This is a genomic window from Micromonospora sp. NPDC005203 (assembly GCF_042872705.1).
In the GTDB taxonomy this organism is placed as follows: domain Bacteria; phylum Actinomycetota; class Actinomycetes; order Mycobacteriales; family Micromonosporaceae; genus Micromonospora.
Genome location: NZ_JBIAKV010000016.1, coordinates 21,330 through 35,885 on the forward strand (window position 1 = coordinate 21,330; position 14,556 = coordinate 35,885).

Annotated in this window: 13 protein-coding genes; 10 read left to right on the forward strand and 3 right to left on the reverse strand. The window is 74.1% G+C overall.

The annotated features are described in order from the left end of the window. Window positions 1–42: 42 nt before the first annotated feature. The 9 genes from ACFYPM_RS27375 (at window position 43) to ACFYPM_RS27415 (ending at window position 10,573) form a co-directional block, all read left to right on the forward strand. Entirely contained in the window at window positions 43–1,092 is a 1,050-nt protein-coding gene (locus ACFYPM_RS27375) for a zinc-binding alcohol dehydrogenase (protein WP_387203034.1), read from the forward strand. Window positions 1,093–1,096: 4 nt separating this feature from the next. Then, entirely contained in the window at window positions 1,097–2,662 is a 1,566-nt protein-coding gene (locus tag ACFYPM_RS27380) for an amidohydrolase (protein ID WP_387202683.1), read from the forward strand. Further along, entirely contained in the window at window positions 2,659–4,218 is a 1,560-nt protein-coding gene (locus ACFYPM_RS27385) for a lysine 5,6-aminomutase subunit alpha (protein WP_387202686.1), read from the forward strand. Before ACFYPM_RS27380 ends, ACFYPM_RS27385 begins: the two co-directional genes overlap by 4 nt. A 134-nt stretch (window positions 4,219–4,352) precedes the next feature. Further along, window positions 4,353–5,102, forward strand: a complete 750-nt coding sequence (locus ACFYPM_RS27390) for an OAM dimerization domain-containing protein (RefSeq protein ID WP_387203037.1) — start codon at window positions 4,353–4,355, stop codon at window positions 5,100–5,102. Then, window positions 5,099–5,506 (forward strand): hotdog domain-containing protein, encoded by a 408-nt coding sequence (locus tag ACFYPM_RS27395; protein WP_387202689.1) that lies wholly within the window; start codon window positions 5,099–5,101, stop codon window positions 5,504–5,506. The genes ACFYPM_RS27390 and ACFYPM_RS27395 overlap by 4 nt, the downstream gene beginning before the upstream one ends. Before the next feature lie 100 nt (window positions 5,507–5,606). Continuing rightward, window positions 5,607–6,944, forward strand: a complete 1,338-nt coding sequence (locus ACFYPM_RS27400; RefSeq protein ID WP_387202691.1) for a glutamate mutase L — start codon at window positions 5,607–5,609, stop codon at window positions 6,942–6,944. A 478-nt stretch (window positions 6,945–7,422) separates the two neighbouring features. After that, complete coding sequence (gene lnt, locus ACFYPM_RS27405; protein ID WP_387202694.1) at window positions 7,423–9,093, forward strand: apolipoprotein N-acyltransferase; 1,671 nt, start codon at window positions 7,423–7,425, stop codon at window positions 9,091–9,093. A gap of 34 nt (window positions 9,094–9,127) precedes the next feature. Beyond that, on the forward strand, window positions 9,128–9,937 hold the full coding sequence (locus tag ACFYPM_RS27410) for a polyprenol monophosphomannose synthase (protein WP_387202697.1): 810 nt from the start codon (window positions 9,128–9,130) through the stop codon (window positions 9,935–9,937). 117 nt (window positions 9,938–10,054) lie between these two features. Next, window positions 10,055–10,573, forward strand: coding sequence for an FxsA family protein (locus ACFYPM_RS27415; protein WP_387202700.1), 519 nt, complete (start codon window positions 10,055–10,057; stop codon window positions 10,571–10,573). A 68-nt stretch (window positions 10,574–10,641) separates the two neighbouring features. On the opposite strand, the gene ACFYPM_RS27420 is transcribed toward ACFYPM_RS27415, so the two are convergent. The 3 genes from ACFYPM_RS27420 to ACFYPM_RS27430 all read right to left on the reverse strand — a co-directional run bounded on the left by ACFYPM_RS27420 (window position 10,642) and on the right by ACFYPM_RS27430 (window position 13,832). Further along, a complete protein-coding gene (locus ACFYPM_RS27420; RefSeq protein ID WP_030489777.1) occupies window positions 10,642–10,983 on the reverse strand; it encodes an RNA polymerase-binding protein RbpA in 342 nt (113 codons plus the stop codon). Window positions 10,984–11,219: 236 nt separating this feature from the next. Beyond that, a complete protein-coding gene (locus ACFYPM_RS27425) occupies window positions 11,220–12,389 on the reverse strand; it encodes a hypothetical protein (protein WP_387202704.1) in 1,170 nt (389 codons plus the stop codon). Between the two features lie 51 nt (window positions 12,390–12,440). Next, window positions 12,441–13,832, reverse strand: a complete 1,392-nt coding sequence (locus tag ACFYPM_RS27430; RefSeq protein WP_387202707.1) for an MFS transporter — start codon at window positions 13,830–13,832, stop codon at window positions 12,441–12,443. Between the two features lie 57 nt (window positions 13,833–13,889). Between ACFYPM_RS27430 and ACFYPM_RS27435 the strand changes: the two genes are divergently transcribed. Then, entirely contained in the window at window positions 13,890–14,537 is a 648-nt protein-coding gene (locus ACFYPM_RS27435; RefSeq protein WP_387202711.1) for a TetR/AcrR family transcriptional regulator, read from the forward strand. The last annotated feature ends 19 nt before the right edge of the window (window positions 14,538–14,556 follow it).

Below are 14,556 nucleotides of genomic sequence, written 5' to 3' on the forward strand. Positions count from 1 at the left end.
GGCTTCGGGCGGCGGCTGGGGGAGGTTGGCGTGACGTCACCGGTGGGCTTGCACCGTGTCGTGCAACCGGCGGGGGTGCTGCCGCAGGCGGCGTGGCGCCTGGACGCGTCGGCGGCGATCGGGCCGAACGAGGTGCGGATCCGGGTGCAGCGGCTCAACCTGGACGCGGCGAGCTTCCGGCAGTTGTCGGAGAAGCACGGCGGGGACGGCGACGCGGTCCGCGCCGAGGTGTTGGAGATCATCTCCACCCGGGGGAAGATGCAGAACCCGGTGACCGGGTCCGGCGGCATGCTGATCGGCACGGTCGAGGAGGCCGGCCGGCGCTCCCCGCTCGGGCTCAGGGCGGGGGAGCGGGTCGCGACCCTGGTGTCGTTGACGCTGACGCCCCTGGTGATCACCGACGGGTTGGCCCGCTGGGACGGGCGCAGCGAGCAGGTGCCCTGTGACGGGTGGGCGATCCTGTTCGCGCGGTCCATCGCCGCGGTGCTGCCCGACGACGAGGATCCGCAGTTGTCCCTGGCGGTGCTGGACGTGTGCGGGGCGCCCGCGCTGACCGCCCGGGTGGTGTCGCGCTACGTCGAGGAGCGCGGTCGCCTCGGTGACCCGACGCCGGTGCGGGTCGCGGTGATCGGCGGGGCGGGCAAGAGTGGGTCGCTGTCGCTCGCCGCGGCGCGGCGGGCCGGTGCCGCGCGAACCGTCGGGGTGGTGCCGGTGGCGGCGGAGCGCGACGCGCTGACGGCCGCCGGCCTGGCGTCGGTGGTGGCGTTGGCCGACGCCCGGGACCCGGTGGGGTTGTCCACGGCGGTGACCACGGCCCTGGGGGCGCCGGCGGACGTCACGGTGGTGTGCGTGGACGTGCCGGGGTGTGAGCACGGGGCGGTGTTGGCCACCGCGGACGGCGGCACGGTGATCTTCTTCTCGATGGCGACGAGCTTCTCCGCGGCGGCGTTGGGCGCCGAGGGGTTGGCGGCGGACGTGACGATGCTGGTGGGCAACGGGTACGTGCCGGGGCACGCGGAGTTGGCGCTGGGCCTGTTGCGGGCCGAGCCGGGGGTGCGTCAGCTTTTCGCGGCGCGGATCGCGGCAGACTGAGGTCATGACGAACCCCTCGACGTTGTACCGCGGCGGTGTGCTGCACTGCCCCGCCGACCCGAGCGCCACCGCGCTGCTGGTGTCCGGTGGGCGGATCACCTGGTTGGGGACCGACGGTGACGCGCCGCCGGCCGAGAAGGTGGTGGATCTGGGTGGGGCGCTGGTGACGCCGGCGTTTGTCGACGCGCACGTGCACGCCACGGACACCGGGTTGGCGTTGGCCGGGCTGGATGTGGCCGGGGCGCGCTCGGCGGGGCAGTTGCTGGACGCGGTGGCGGGGTTCGCGGCGGGTCTGCCGGCGGACGCGGTGGTGCTGGGGCACGGCTGGGACGAGTCGGGCTGGCCGGATGCGACGTTGCCGGACGCGGCGGCGGTGGGCCGGGCGGCTGGTGGACGGCGGGTGTATCTGTCGCAGGCGTCGCTGCATTCGGCGTTGGTGTCGTCGGCGATGCTGGCGGCGTGCCCGCAGGTGGTCGGGTCGGTCGGTTACGACGCGTCGGGCTGGTTGCGTCGCGACGCGCACCACGTGGTGCGGGCGGCGGCGCAGGGGTCGGTGAGTCGGGCGCAGCGGGTCGCCGCGCAGCGGGTGGCCCTGTCGCACGCGGCGTCGTTGGGGATCGCGGCGGTGCACGAGTGTGGTGGGCCGGAGATCTCCGACGAGGAGGACTTCACCGGCCTGCTGGGCATCTCGGGTGCGGGGTTGCCGGAGGTGTACGGGTACTGGGGTGAGTTGGGTGGCGCGGCGCGGGCCCGGGAGTTGGGTGCGGTGGGCGCCGGTGGTGACCTGTTCGCCGATGGCGCGTTGGGCTCGCGGACGGCGCATCTGTCGCAGGGGTACGGCGACGGTGACGGGTGTGGGCACGGGTACCTGACGACCGAGCAGGTGCGCGATCACCTGTTGGACTGTGCGGCGCACGGCGTGCAGGGTGGGTTCCACGCGATCGGTGACGCGGCGATCGGCACGGTCCTGGACGGGTTCGCGGCGGCGGCGGCGACGCTGGGTGTGGAGCGGCTGCGCGCGGCCCGGCACCGCATCGAGCACGCGGAGATCATGAACAAGCGGTTGATCGCGCGGTTCGTGGAGTTCGGGGTGGTGGCGAGCATGCAGCCGGCGTTCGACAGGTTGTGGGGCGGCGCGGGCCGGATGTACGAGTCGCGGTTGGGGTTGGACCGGTCGTTGGAGTCGAACCCGATGGGTGCGATGCACTCGGTGGGTGTGGCGTTGGCGTTCGGGTCGGATTCGCCGGTGACGCCGTTGGACCCGTGGGGGTCGGTGCGGGCGGCCGCGGCGCACCACAACCCGACGCAGCGGATGAGTGTGCGTTCGGCGTTCGCCGCGCACACCCGTGGTGGGTGGCGGGCGGTGCACCTGGACGTCGAGGGGGTCCTCGCGTTGGGCGCGCCGGCGACGTTCGCGGTGTGGTCGACGCCGGCGGGGGTGCAGCGGGGACTGCCGGTGTTGCTGGCCGAGGATCCGGAGGCGCGGGGTCCGGACGACCCGACGCCGTTGCCGGTGTGCCGGCGGCTGGTGCTGCGCGGTGAGGTCATCTACGAGGAAGGGTCATCATGACCGGGAAGCTTGATCTTGATCCGGTGCTGGTGGCGCGGGCGCGGGAGTTGGCGCGTCGGGCCGGGCAGCCGGTGGTGGACCTGGCACGCAGCCACACCACCGTGTCGGTGGAACGGGCGGTGCTGCGGTTGGCCGGGGTGACCGGTGCGGACCCGGACGGGATTCCGTGGGTGAACCGGCTCGTCGACGCGGTCGCCGCGGACGTCGGGTTGGGTCACGGGGTCGCGGTGCCGGTGTTCGACGCCCTGGCCCGCGAGGGCGGCACCGACGTGACGTTGCTGGCGCAGAAGGCCGCCGCCGGGTCGGTGCGGTTCGACCTGCCTGCCGGGCGGGCCGCCACGGCCGCCCGGTCGGCGGCGCGCAGGGCCGTCGGCGCGGGCCTTCGGCGCATCGACCGGCGGCGCGCCGAGCGGGACCGGCTGATCAAGCGCCACGGTGACCCGAAGCAGCGGCCGTGGATCTACCTGATCGTGGCCACCGGGGACATCTACGAGGACATCCCGCAGGCGCAGGCGGCCGCGCGGGCGGGCGCGGACGTGATCGCGGTGATCCGCTCCACGGGGCAGTCGTTGCTGGACTACGTGCCCGAGGGTGCGACCCGGGAGGGGTTCGCCGGCACGTACGCCACGCAGGAGAACTTCCGGCTGATGCGGGCGGCGTTGGACGAGTCGTCGCGGGAGGTGGGCCGCTACGTGCGGTTGACCAACTACGCGTCCGGGTTGTGCATGCCGGAGATGGCGACCCTGGCCGGGCTGGAACGCCTCGACATGATGTTGAACGACTCGATGTACGGGATCCTGTTCCGCGACATCAACCCGGTGCGCACGTTCGTCGACCAGCGGTTCTCCCGGCAGGTGCACGCCCGCGCCGGGATCATCATCAACACCGGTGAGGACAACTACCTGACCACCGCCGACGCGGTCGACGAGGCGCACACGGTGACGGTGTCGCAGCTGCTCAACGAGTTCTTCGCGCACGAGGCGGGGTTGGCGGACTGGCAGTTGGGGCTGGGGCACGCGTTCGAGATCAACCCAGAGGTGCCGGAGTCGTTCCGCCTGGAGTTGGCGCACGCCCTGCTGGCCCGGGAGTTGTTCCCGGACGCGCCGTTGAAGTGGATGCCCCCGACGAAGCACATGACCGGTGACGTGTTCCGGGGCAACCTGCTCGACGGCTTCTTCAACCTGGCGGGCGCGCTGACCGGTCAGGGGATCCTGCTGGTGGGGATGATGACCGAGGCGGTGGTGACGCCGTGGTTGTCCGACCGGGACATCGCGTTGCAGAACGTGCGGTACGTGCTGGGCGCCGCCGGCGGGCTGCACGAGGACTTCGTGCCGGCGGCTGGTGGGTTCATCCGCCGTCGCGCCAACCAGGTTCTCGGTGAGGCGCTGGACCTGCTGGAGCGCATCGGGGAGCAGACGTTGCTCACGGCCATCGCCGAGGGCACCTTCGGGATCATGAAGCGGCCCGCGGACCGGGGCAAGGGCCTGGCGGGAGTCGCCGCGCACGAGGCCGACTACTACAACCCGGCCACCGACATCCTGGAGGCGGCGGCGTGAGCGAGCGTAGCGAGCGAACCGGCAAGCACAGCAGCCCCACGCTCGCGACGCCGCGAAGCGGCGGCGTGAGCGAGCGTAGCGAGCGAACCGGCAAGCACAGCAGCCCCACGCTCGCGACGCCGCGAAGCGGCGGCGTGAGCAAGCAGATCGTGCGCCCGTACGGGGACACCACCGGTGACGGGATGGTGCAGGTGTCGTTCACCCTGCCGGTGGTCCACGACAAGCGGGCCGAGGGCGCGGCGGTGCAGTTGGCCAACAAGATGGGCATCGACCCGGCGATGGTGGTGCACGCCAAGCCGATGGGTGACGGGTTCACGTTCTTCGTGGTCTACGGGCGGGTCAACCACCTGGTCGACCTGAACGCGGTGCAGGTGGTGGAACGGGACTTCGCGCTGCTGTCGGCGAAGGAGGTCAACACGGTGGTCAAGCAGCGGTTGCGGCGCAAGCTGTCCGTGGTCGGGGCGTGCATCGGCACCGACGCGCACACCGTGGGCATCGACGCGATCCTCAACGTCAAGGGCATCGCGGGGGAGAAGGGCCTGGAGTACTACCGGGAGTTGAAGGTCACCAACCTGGGCGCGCAGGTCAGTGTGCCGGAGTTGGTGGAGGCCGCCCGGGTGGAGAAGGCCGACGCGGTGCTCGTGTCGCAGGTCGTCACGCAACGCGACGCGCACCTGCACAACACCCGGGAGATGTCGGCGGCGTTCCGGGAGGCGATGCCGGCGGGCCGGCGGCCCCTGTTGATCGTCGGTGGTCCCCGGTTCGACGAGTCGATGACCGACGAGTTGGGCGTGGACCGGATCTTCGGTCGGGGCACCACGCCCGGCGAGGTGGCCAGCTACCTCGTGCACGCCCTGATCACGCAACGGAAGGTGAACGCATGACCGACGCACGGCTCGGGTTGACGGTGACGCACCGGCGGTATGTGCCGTACTCGCACGCCCACTACGCCGGCAACCTCGTCGACGGGGCGTACGCCCTCGGGTTGTTCGGCGATGTCGCCACGGAGGTGTGTATCCGCACCGACGGCGACGAGGGCCTGTTCGCCGGTTACGCCGACGTGCGCTTCCACGCGCCGATCCACGCCGGTGACGTCATCGAGGTCACCGCCCAGGTGTCGCGGGTGGGCACCCGCAGCCGCACCCTGGAGTTGAGCTGTGCGGTGGTGTGCCGGGGCCGCCCGGAGCGCTCCGCGTCCGCCGCCGAGGTCCTCGACCCGCCGATCGTGGCGGTCACCGCGACCGGCACCGTTGTCGTTCCCGCCGCCACCGTGAGTCGCGAGGAGTGAGCCGGGGTTGCGAGCCCCGCAGTCGCGAACACCAGAGGCACCGTGAGTCGCGAGGAGTGAGCCGGGGTTGCGAGCCCCGCAGTCGCGAACAGGGAAATTCGTGACCCTGGCGGTCTGCGCGGACGTCGGCTCCACGTACACCAAGGTGGCGGTGGTGGACCTGGCCGCCGGTGTGCTGGTCGGCGCGGCGGCGGCGCCGACCACGGTGGGCACCGACGTGCTGCACGGCCTGGACGCCGCGGTCGCGGCGGCCACCGCCGGACTGGGGGTGCGCGACGTGCCGTGGTACGTGTGCTCGTCGGCCGGTGGTGGGCTTCGGCTGGCCGTGGTCGGCTACGAGCCGCTGGTCACCGCGCAGGCGGGCCGGCGGGTCGGGTTGTCCGCCGGCGCCCACGTGGTGCACGTGGCGGCCGGTCGGCTCGGCGCGGCGGACCTGGCGGCGATGCGGGCGGCCCGATGCGACGTGGTGCTGCTCGTCGGTGGCACCGACGGCGGTGACGCCGAGACGGTCACCCACAACGCGACCCGCCTGGCCCGCGCCCGGTGGCGGGTCCCGGTGGTGTACGCGGGCAACGGCGACGTGCGCGCCGAGCTGACCGGGTTGCTGGAGGCCGCCGGGGTGCCGGTGACCGCCGCGGAGAACGTGCTGCCCCGCATCGGGGTGCTCGCCCCAACGTCGGCGCGGGCGGCGATCCGCGCGGTGTTCCTGCGCCACGTCATCGGGGGCAAACGACTGTCGAGGGGCACCCGGTTCGCGCGCCTGGTCCGTGCGGCCACCCCGGACGCGGTGCTCACCGGTGTGGAGGTGCTCGCCGACACCCTCGGCGGTGACCTCGCCGTGGTCGACGTGGGTGGTGCCACCACCGACGTGTACTCGGTGCTCACCCCCGACGAGCGGGCCAGCGGGCCGGGCCGGGAGGTCGCCGGCAGCCTGTGGCGGGCCCGCACCGTGGAGGGTGACCTGGGCATGCGGTGGAGTGCGCCCGGGGTGGTGCGGGCCGCCGTCGAGGAGCGGCTGCTCACCCCGGACGAGGCCGACGACCTGAGCGCCGCCGCGACGGCTCGGGCCGCCGACCCGGCGTTTCTGGCCGTCGACGACGCCGAGCGGGCCGTGGACCAGCGGATCGCCACCCTCGCGGCGACGGTGGCGTTGCGCCGGCACGCCCGCGGCGCCGCCACCGGTGAACGGGCCGGGCGGGACCTGCGCGACGTGCGGTTGCTCGTGGGTTCCGGTGGGGTGCTGCGGCACGCCTCGGCGGACACGTCCGCGCAGGTGTTGGCGGCGGTGCTGGCCGACCACGCCGGCGGGTGGGCGTTGCCGCGCGCCGCCGCCGCGGTCGTCGACACCGAGTACGTGCTGGCCGCCGGGGGGTTGCTCGCCGAGGAGCACCGGGCGGCGGCGGGGGCGTTGCTGCGCCACCATCTGCGCACGCATTGAGACTCGCCGACCCGACACGCCGTGTCGCAACACACGACAGGCCGGGGGTGGGTTGACAACCGACGGGGGTCGCCACGTACCGTCTTTGAGTCCTACCACGGGAAGCGGCTGTTGTTCGCTTCGTCCTCTCGTCCGCTGGCCGAGCGACATTTTCAGCGTCATCGTCGCGGCGGCCAGGTCCAGCGGGCGGGGGTCGGCGGGGCGGCGCGAACCGGCCGCGGTTACCGGTGTACGGGCAGGGTGAGGTGCACGGCCAGTAGACAACGGCCCGGCGGGGGCAGCCAGTCCACGTCCGGTCGGTCCGAAGGTCGTCGTACCCCACTCTCGCCACACCGGCCGGGAAGGGCCTGGGAGCATCGGGGCGCGGCGTGAGCCGCGCCCCGATTTCATGTCCGCTGGGCGGTCTGTGCCCGCCGGCCCGATGCGGTCGGTTCGCAGGCCAGCCAGGTAGCCTTCGCCCCGTGATCGAGGTGAAGCGGTGACGATTCTGGACCGGGACGACACCCACAGCCCGGCCGCGCCGAGTCAGCCGGTCGGGACCGGTCGGCCGCTGCCGCTGCGGGTCGCCGTGCCCCTGGCCGTGGCCGCCGGGCTGGCCCTGCTGGTGGCGTTCCCCCCGTACGGGGTGTGGCCGCTCGCGCCGGTCGGGGTGGCGTTGCTGGCCGCCGCCGCACACCGGCGGCGGTTGCGCGCCGGCGCCGGCCTGGGCTTCCTGACCGGGGTGGCGTTGTTCGCCCCGCTGTTGGCCTGGACGAACCTGCACACCGGTTACCTGCCGTGGGTGCTGCTGTCGTTGCTGCAGGCCGGTTACCTGGCGCTGCTGGGCGTGGCCACCGCCTGGGTGTCGCCGCTGGCCGACCGGGTCCGTTGGGCGTGGCCGGTGCTGACCGGGCTGCTGTGGGTGGGGCAGGAGGCGCTGCGCGACCGCACCCCGTTCGGTGGGTTCCCGTGGGGGCGGTTGGCGTTCAGTCAGGACACCTCCCCGCTGCTGCGTCTGGCCGCGCTGGGCGGCGCGCCGCTGGTGACGTTCACGACGGCGCTCGTCGGCGGGTTGCTGGTCACCGCCGCGTGGCGGGCCTGGGCCGCCGCCCGTCCCCCCGCCTCGCCCGCTGAGGGCTCCCAGGACGCCGACGGCGGGCGGGGGGTCACGTCGGCTCGCCGGTGGGCGCCGGTGGCCGCACCGGCCGCTGTGGCCCTCGCGCTGACCGCTGGGGGCCTGCTCGTGCCGGTCGCCACCGCCGGGTCGGGCGCCACCACCACCGTGGCGATCGTGCAGGGCAACGTGCCGCGGCTGGGCCTGGATTTCAACGCCCAACGGCAGGCGGTGCTCAACAACCACGTCGACGCCACCATCGAGCTGGCCGCGCGGGTCACCGCCGGTCAGGAACGTCGCCCCGACCTGGTGGTGTGGCCGGAGAACTCCAGCGACATCGACCCGCTGCGCAACCCCACGGCCGGCGCGCGGATCTCCCAGGCCGCCGACACCATCGGCGCGCCGATCCTCGTCGGGGCGGTGCTGCTCGGCCCCGGCCCCGGGCAGGTCCGCAACGCGGGCATCCTGTGGCACCCCGGCACCGGCGCCGACCTGGACCAGCTGTACACCAAGCGCCACCCTGTGCCGTTCGCCGAGTACGTGCCGCTGCGCGACATTGCCCGGATGGTCAGCAAGCAGGTCGACCTGATCCGCAGCGACTTCGTGCCCGGAAGCACCCCGGGCGTGGTACGCGCCGGCCCGGCCGTGCTCGGCGACGTGATCTGCTTCGAGGTCGCCTACGACCACGTGGTCCGCGACACCGTCGACGGCGGCGCGCAGCTGCTGGTCGTGCAGACCAACAACGCCACCTTCAACGTGGCGGAGGCCCGCCAGCAGATGGCCATGGTGCGGCTGCGGGCGGTGGAGCACGGCCGACCGGCGTTGATGGCCTCCACGGTCGGCGTGTCCGGGTTCGTCGCACCCGACGGGCGGGTAAGCGATGCCACCGGGTTCAACACCCGGGAGGTCGTGGTGCGGCAGTTGCGGCTCGACGACGGACGTACCCTCGCCACCCGCCTCGGCTGGTGGCCGGAGGTGACGCTCGCCGCGCTGGCCGTGGCGGCCCTGGTCGGCGCGGCGGTGCTGCGCCGGCGGCAACGGGTCATGCCCGGGTAGCAACAGCCGGTACGCCGGCGGGAGCGGAGGAACCATGATCCAGGCGACCGATACGATCCGACGCCCGGACGAGGTGCCCGGGGTGGGCCGGGTGCTGGTGGTGATCCCCACCTACAACGAGGCCGCCAACATCGCCTCGATCGTCGGTCGGGTCCGACGTGCCGTCCCGGCGGTGCGGATCCTCATCGCCGACGACAACAGCCCCGACGGCACCGGCGCGATCGCCGACGCCCTCGCCGACGGCGACGCGCACGTGCAGGTGTTGCACCGCCAGGGCAAGCAGGGCCTCGGCGCGGCGTACCTGGCGGGGTTCGGGTGGGCGCGTGAGCGCGACTACCAGGCGGTCGTGGAGATGGACGCCGACGGCTCGCACGCGCCGGAGGACCTGCCGGCGCTGCTGGAGGCCGCCCGCGACGCCGACGTGGTGATCGGGTCGCGCTGGACCAGGGGCGCGCGGGTGCTCAACTGGCCGCTGCGGCGGCTGCTGCTGTCGCGCGGCGGCAACCTGTACGCGCGCCTCGCCCTGGGCATGCCCGTCTCGGACGCCACCGGCGGATACCGGGTGTACCGGATCAGCGCGTTGGACGCCATCGACCTGGAGTCGGTGACGTCACAGGGGTACTCGTTCCAGGTGGAGCTGTCCCGGCTGGCGCACCGGGCCGGGGTGCGGATCGTGGAGGTGCCGATCACCTTCGCCGAACGGGAACACGGGGACAGCAAGATGAGCCCGCGGATCGTGGCCGAGGCGCTGTGGCGGATCACCGCCTGGGGTGTGCAGGACCGGCGGCAGGCGGTACGCCGTGGCCTGCACGGCACGGCCACCGGTCAGGCGCGGTGGCCGTGAGGCGCCGCAGGCGCGGTGGCCGTGAGGCGCCGCAGGCGCGGTGGCCGTGAGCGCCACCGTGTCATGCTGGATGAGCGGGACACGTCCATGGTGTCGCGGGAATGGCGATGAGGTGAGATGCGCCGAGGACTGAGGTTCGTGCCGTTGGCCCTGTTGCTGGCGGTGGTGCTGGAGTTGGCGGTGTTCGTCGGAGTCGGGCGGGCGCTGGGGTTCGGGGCGGCGGTGCTGCTGGTGTTCGCCGCGTCCCTGCTGGGCCTGGTGCTGCTGCGCCGGGAGGGGATGCGCGCCTGGCGTGGTTTCCGCTCCGCCGCCTCGGCCGGGCAACCACCGGGTGGGCAGGTGACCGACGGGCTTGTCGGGTTGGGCGGCGCCCTGTTGCTGGCGGCGCCCGGGCTCGTCAGCGGGCTGATCGGGTTGCTGCTGCTGGTGCCTCCGGTGCGTCGACTGGCCCGCGCGGGGGTGCGACGCGCCACCGAGCGGCGGGTGTCGGCGATGGTCGCCGGTGACCTGTTCGGCCCTCGCACGGTGCGGGTGCGTCAGGGTGCGCCGCAACCGGCCCCGCAGCCGCAGCAGCCGGTGGTCGTCGACGGCGGTCGGGCCATCGAGGGCGAGATCATCGAGCCCGGTCGCCAGTAGGCCGAGCACCGCACGCGAACACGACGGCGCCCCCGGGATGATCCCGGGGGCGCCGTGTGTCGTGCGGCTCAGGCGCGGCCGCGGCGGGTCCGAACCTCCTGCAGACGCTCCTCGAGGATGTCCTCGAGCTCGGCGATCGAACGCCGCTCCAGCAGCATGTCCCAGTGGGTACGCGGCGGCTTGGCCTTCTTCTGCTCCGGCTCGTTGCCGTCGACGAGTCGGGCGACGCTGCCGTCGAACTTGCATTCCCAGGTCATCGGGACCTCGGCGTCGACGGCGAACGGCACCTCGAACTGATGGCCCTTGGCGCAGAGGTACTCGCGGGTCTGACGCGGCGCGAGCTCCGTGTTGCGGTCGGATTCGTAGCTCACCGCGCCAAGGCGGCTTCCGCGCAGCATACGCTCGCCCATGATCGACTTCCCCTCGTTCGTGGTGCTGGTCTTCTGGGTGTAACGGCGCGTTCCCGTCGAGCCATTCCCGCCCGAGGGCGTGAGGCGTCCACGGGTGGGGCCTCGACCAAGGGTAGCCGGCCGGGACGCGCACCCGGCCAGGTGATCCCCAGGCCTGTCGCAACGGGGGTGTGGATCCGCTGCCACCGGGGAGGTTAACCGCCCGGGGGCGGCGGAAGTTGCGCCCCCCGGGCGGCTCAACCGGTCGTCGGCACCGAGCCGAGCCGGGCCAGCGCCGCCGCCAGGTCGCTGACCTGGTCACCGAGCTGCGCCACCCGCTGCTGAGCCAGGTCCCGGCCACCTTCAGCCGCGTCGAGTCGTACCGTCAGGGCGGTGACCTGGCTCTCGGCGGTGGCCGCCGCCTGCCGGGCCGCGGTCAGCTCGGCGGTGAGCGTGTCGCGCTGGGCTTCGGTGGCGGCCAGTTCCGCGCGCAGCCGTGCCGCCACCTGCGCGACCTCCTGCCGGGCGTCGTCGACCTGGCGGGCGGCGACCTGGGCGTGCTCGCGGGCCCGGTCGGCCTGCTCCCGCGCCCGCGTGGCGTCGGCGGCCTCGGCGCGGGCACGCGCGGCGTCGGCGCGGGCCTGCTCGATCTGGCGGCGCACGTCCTGCACCTCGGCCTGCCACCGGCCGGCCCGTTCGGTCGCCTCGGCGGCGACCCGGCCGGCCCGCTCGGCGTCGGCGCGGACCGCGTCGCGTTCCGCGGTCAGGTCGGCCACCCGCTGCCGCTCGGCATCGCGTTGCGTGCGCAGGTCCCGCACCTCGGCGCGGGCCTGGTCCCGGTCGCGTTCGGCCTGGGCGCGCAACGCCTCGGCGGCACTGACGTCGTGGCGGGCCTGGTCGCGGGCCGCCTCGGCGTGCCGCGCCCGCTCGTCGGCAGCGGTGGCCTGCTCGCGCGCCCGCGCGGTGGCCTCGGTGGCCTGCTCGGCGCGTCGCCGGGCCTCGTCGGCGTCGGCGAGAGCCGTGCGGGCCTGCTCCCGGGCACGCGCCGCGTCGGCGGCGGCGGTCTCGGCGTCGTCGCGGGCCTCGTCGCGCTCGGTCTGCGCCGCCGCGACCTCGGTGGCGGCCTCCGCGCGAGTCTGGGCGATCTGGCGCTGCACACCCACCGGGGACAACTCGGCGTGCAGGGACTCGGTCAACGTCTCGACGATCTGGTCGAGGCGGTCCACCGCCTCCCAGGTGCGGGCCACCTGCCCCGGCAGGCCGGGGGCGTTACGGTGGCGCATCCGGCTGTTGCGGGAGGCGCGCTGGCAGGCGCCGTCGTTGTCCCGGCAGTACCGAAACGGTCGGCCGGCGCCGACACGCTGCGGCACCGGCAGTCCACAGTGGGCGCACGGGCGGGTTTCGGTGGTGCTGGGCTGGGCGTCCATCGAGGTGGCAGTCTAGTGCCGGGCGGCGCCGCCCGGCGCACCGCGGCGGGGTCAGCTCGCGGCGCGGGCGCTCGCGTCCAGGGTGTAGCGGCGTTGCAGCAGCAGCGCCGCGAGCATCGCCACCGCCGGCAGCACCCCGAAGCCGTAGCGGACCGCCGCCAGCGCCGCGTCCGGCTGCGTCGGCGACTCACCGGCCGTCGAGGCCACGAAACCCCCGACGGCCAGGCACAGCGCGTACGCGTACGGACCCAGGGCCGCGCCGGTTGCCTCGGTGGCCGTCCACACCCCGGTGTAGGTGCCGGCACCTGTCGTCGCGGTGGTACCGGTGCTGTCGGCGGCCGCCGCGCGGTCGCTCGCGGCGGCGCGGATCACGTCGGGCAGCATCGAGAAGGGCAGTAGTTGCATGCCGGCGAACGCCACCCCGAGCACCGCCACCGCGCCGATCAGCATCGGCAGTCCGGCCGGGCGACCCACCGCGAGCACCAGCGACCCGAGGGCGAACGCGCCCTGTGCGCCGAGCAGAGCCCGCTGCTTGCCGACCCGACGGGCCACCACCAGCCAGACCGGGGTCACCAGCAGCGCCGGTGCCACGAACGCGGCCACCAGCACCGTGGTCAGGCCGGGCGCGCGCAACTCGTACTCGGCGTAGTAGGGCACCCCGGCGAGCACCAGGTGGGTGGCGGTGGACATGGCCAGGTACGCGGTCACCAGCCAGCGGAACTGTCGGTCGCGCAGCGCGGTGCGCAGCGCCCGCCACCCGCCGTGCCCCGCTCGCGTGGGGTCCGCCGCGCCGCCGCGCAGCCGGGCGATGCCGGCGACACCGACCAGCATGGCGGCCAGCATGCCGACGGCGAGGACCACCCCCATTCGCTGGTAGCCGCCCCGGGTCGCGGCGTCGCCGCCGGTGAGCAGCGGGGCCAGCAACCCGGAAAGCAGGATCCCCAGGGTCAGCACGACCATCCGGAACGCCATCAGCCGGGTGCGTTCGTGGTAGCCGATCCGCAGGTCGGCCGGGGTGGCCAGGTAGGGGACCTGGTAGGCGGCGAAGAGCAGGTTGCCGGCGACGAAGAACACCGCCACCCACGCGGCCGCCGACACGCCGGTCAGGCCGCCGGGCACCGCGAAGAGCGCGGCGAACGCAACCGGCAGGGCACAGCCGAGCAGCAGCAGGCGGCGACGGTCGCCCCGGCGGGTCTGCTCGACGTCGGCGCGGTGCCCCACCCAGGGGTGCAGCAGCACGTCGGCGATCTTCGGCAGCAGCAGCGCGAGGCCGGCCAACCACGGCCCGACCGCCAGCACGTCGGTGAGGAAGTACAGCAGCAGCAGGCCCGGAACTGTCACCCAGACACCCATGCCGAGCGAGCCGGCCGCGAAGCCCGCCAGGGGACCACGGGCTAGCGTCGCGTCGGTGGCGGCCACGGGCCGCCGGTCGAGCCCGGTCATCGCCGCATCCCCTCGGTAATCCAACGGTTGCTGGATTCTAGGGGCAGAATGGCGGCCATGACCATGCCTCGCCGCCGTCCCGGTCGGCCCCGCCGCGACGAGACCCGGCCGACCCGCGAGGTGGTGCTCAGCGCGGCGACCGCGCTGTTCGCCGAGCGTGGCTTCGACGCCGTCGGGCTGCGGGAGGTCGCCGCCGCCGCCGGGGTCGACGTCGCCACGGTCGCGCACCACACGGGTACGAAGGCGGCGCTCTACGACGCCTGCTTCGCCCGGGTCTTCGCCGCCGAGCAGGAGGTGCTCACCCGCGCCGCCGAGCAGGCCCGGGCGGCCCTCGACGCGGGGCCGGACGCCTCCCGGCGCGCACTGCACGACCTGGTCGACGTCTTCGTCGACTTCCTGGAGGACCGCCCGGAGACCACCGCGCTCTGGTTGCGCCGCTGGCTCGAACCACAGCGGCACGACGAGCTCGACAAGCGGTACGCCGAGCCGTTGTACCGGCTGATCGCGGAGTTGCTCACCGCCGCCGCGGCGGCCGGGGCACTGGCCGAGCCGACCCCGCACATCACCGTCCGCAGCCTGGTGTGGGCGACCCACGGGCACGTGGTCGCGCTGGCCGCGGGTGCGCCGGGCGCTCGGGAGCGGCGCGAGTTCCGCGCGTTCGTGCATCGCCTGCTCGACGGCCTGTACGGACCGTCGAGCACTTGACGCGTCGCCGCCGCGCGAC

Excerpts from the sequence above, each read along its gene's own strand:
- ACFYPM_RS27380 (WP_387202683.1), top strand. The coding sequence starts at position 1,097 with ATGACGAACCCCTCGACGTTGTACCGCGGCGGTGTGCTGCACTGCCCC.
- ACFYPM_RS27385 (WP_387202686.1), top strand. The coding sequence starts at position 2,659 with ATGACCGGGAAGCTTGATCTTGATCCGGTGCTGGTGGCGCGGGCGCGG.
- ACFYPM_RS27395 (WP_387202689.1), top strand. The coding sequence starts at position 5,099 with ATGACCGACGCACGGCTCGGGTTGACGGTGACGCACCGGCGGTATGTG.
- ACFYPM_RS27410 (WP_387202697.1), top strand. The coding sequence starts at position 9,128 with ATGATCCAGGCGACCGATACGATCCGACGCCCGGACGAGGTGCCCGGG.
- ACFYPM_RS27415 (WP_387202700.1), top strand. The coding sequence starts at position 10,055 with ATGCGCCGAGGACTGAGGTTCGTGCCGTTGGCCCTGTTGCTGGCGGTG.
- ACFYPM_RS27420 (WP_030489777.1), bottom strand. The coding sequence starts at position 10,983 with ATGGGCGAGCGTATGCTGCGCGGAAGCCGCCTTGGCGCGGTGAGCTAC.
- ACFYPM_RS27425 (WP_387202704.1), bottom strand. The coding sequence starts at position 12,389 with ATGGACGCCCAGCCCAGCACCACCGAAACCCGCCCGTGCGCCCACTGT.
- ACFYPM_RS27430 (WP_387202707.1), bottom strand. The coding sequence starts at position 13,832 with ATGACCGGGCTCGACCGGCGGCCCGTGGCCGCCACCGACGCGACGCTA.
- ACFYPM_RS27435 (WP_387202711.1), top strand. The coding sequence starts at position 13,890 with ATGACCATGCCTCGCCGCCGTCCCGGTCGGCCCCGCCGCGACGAGACC.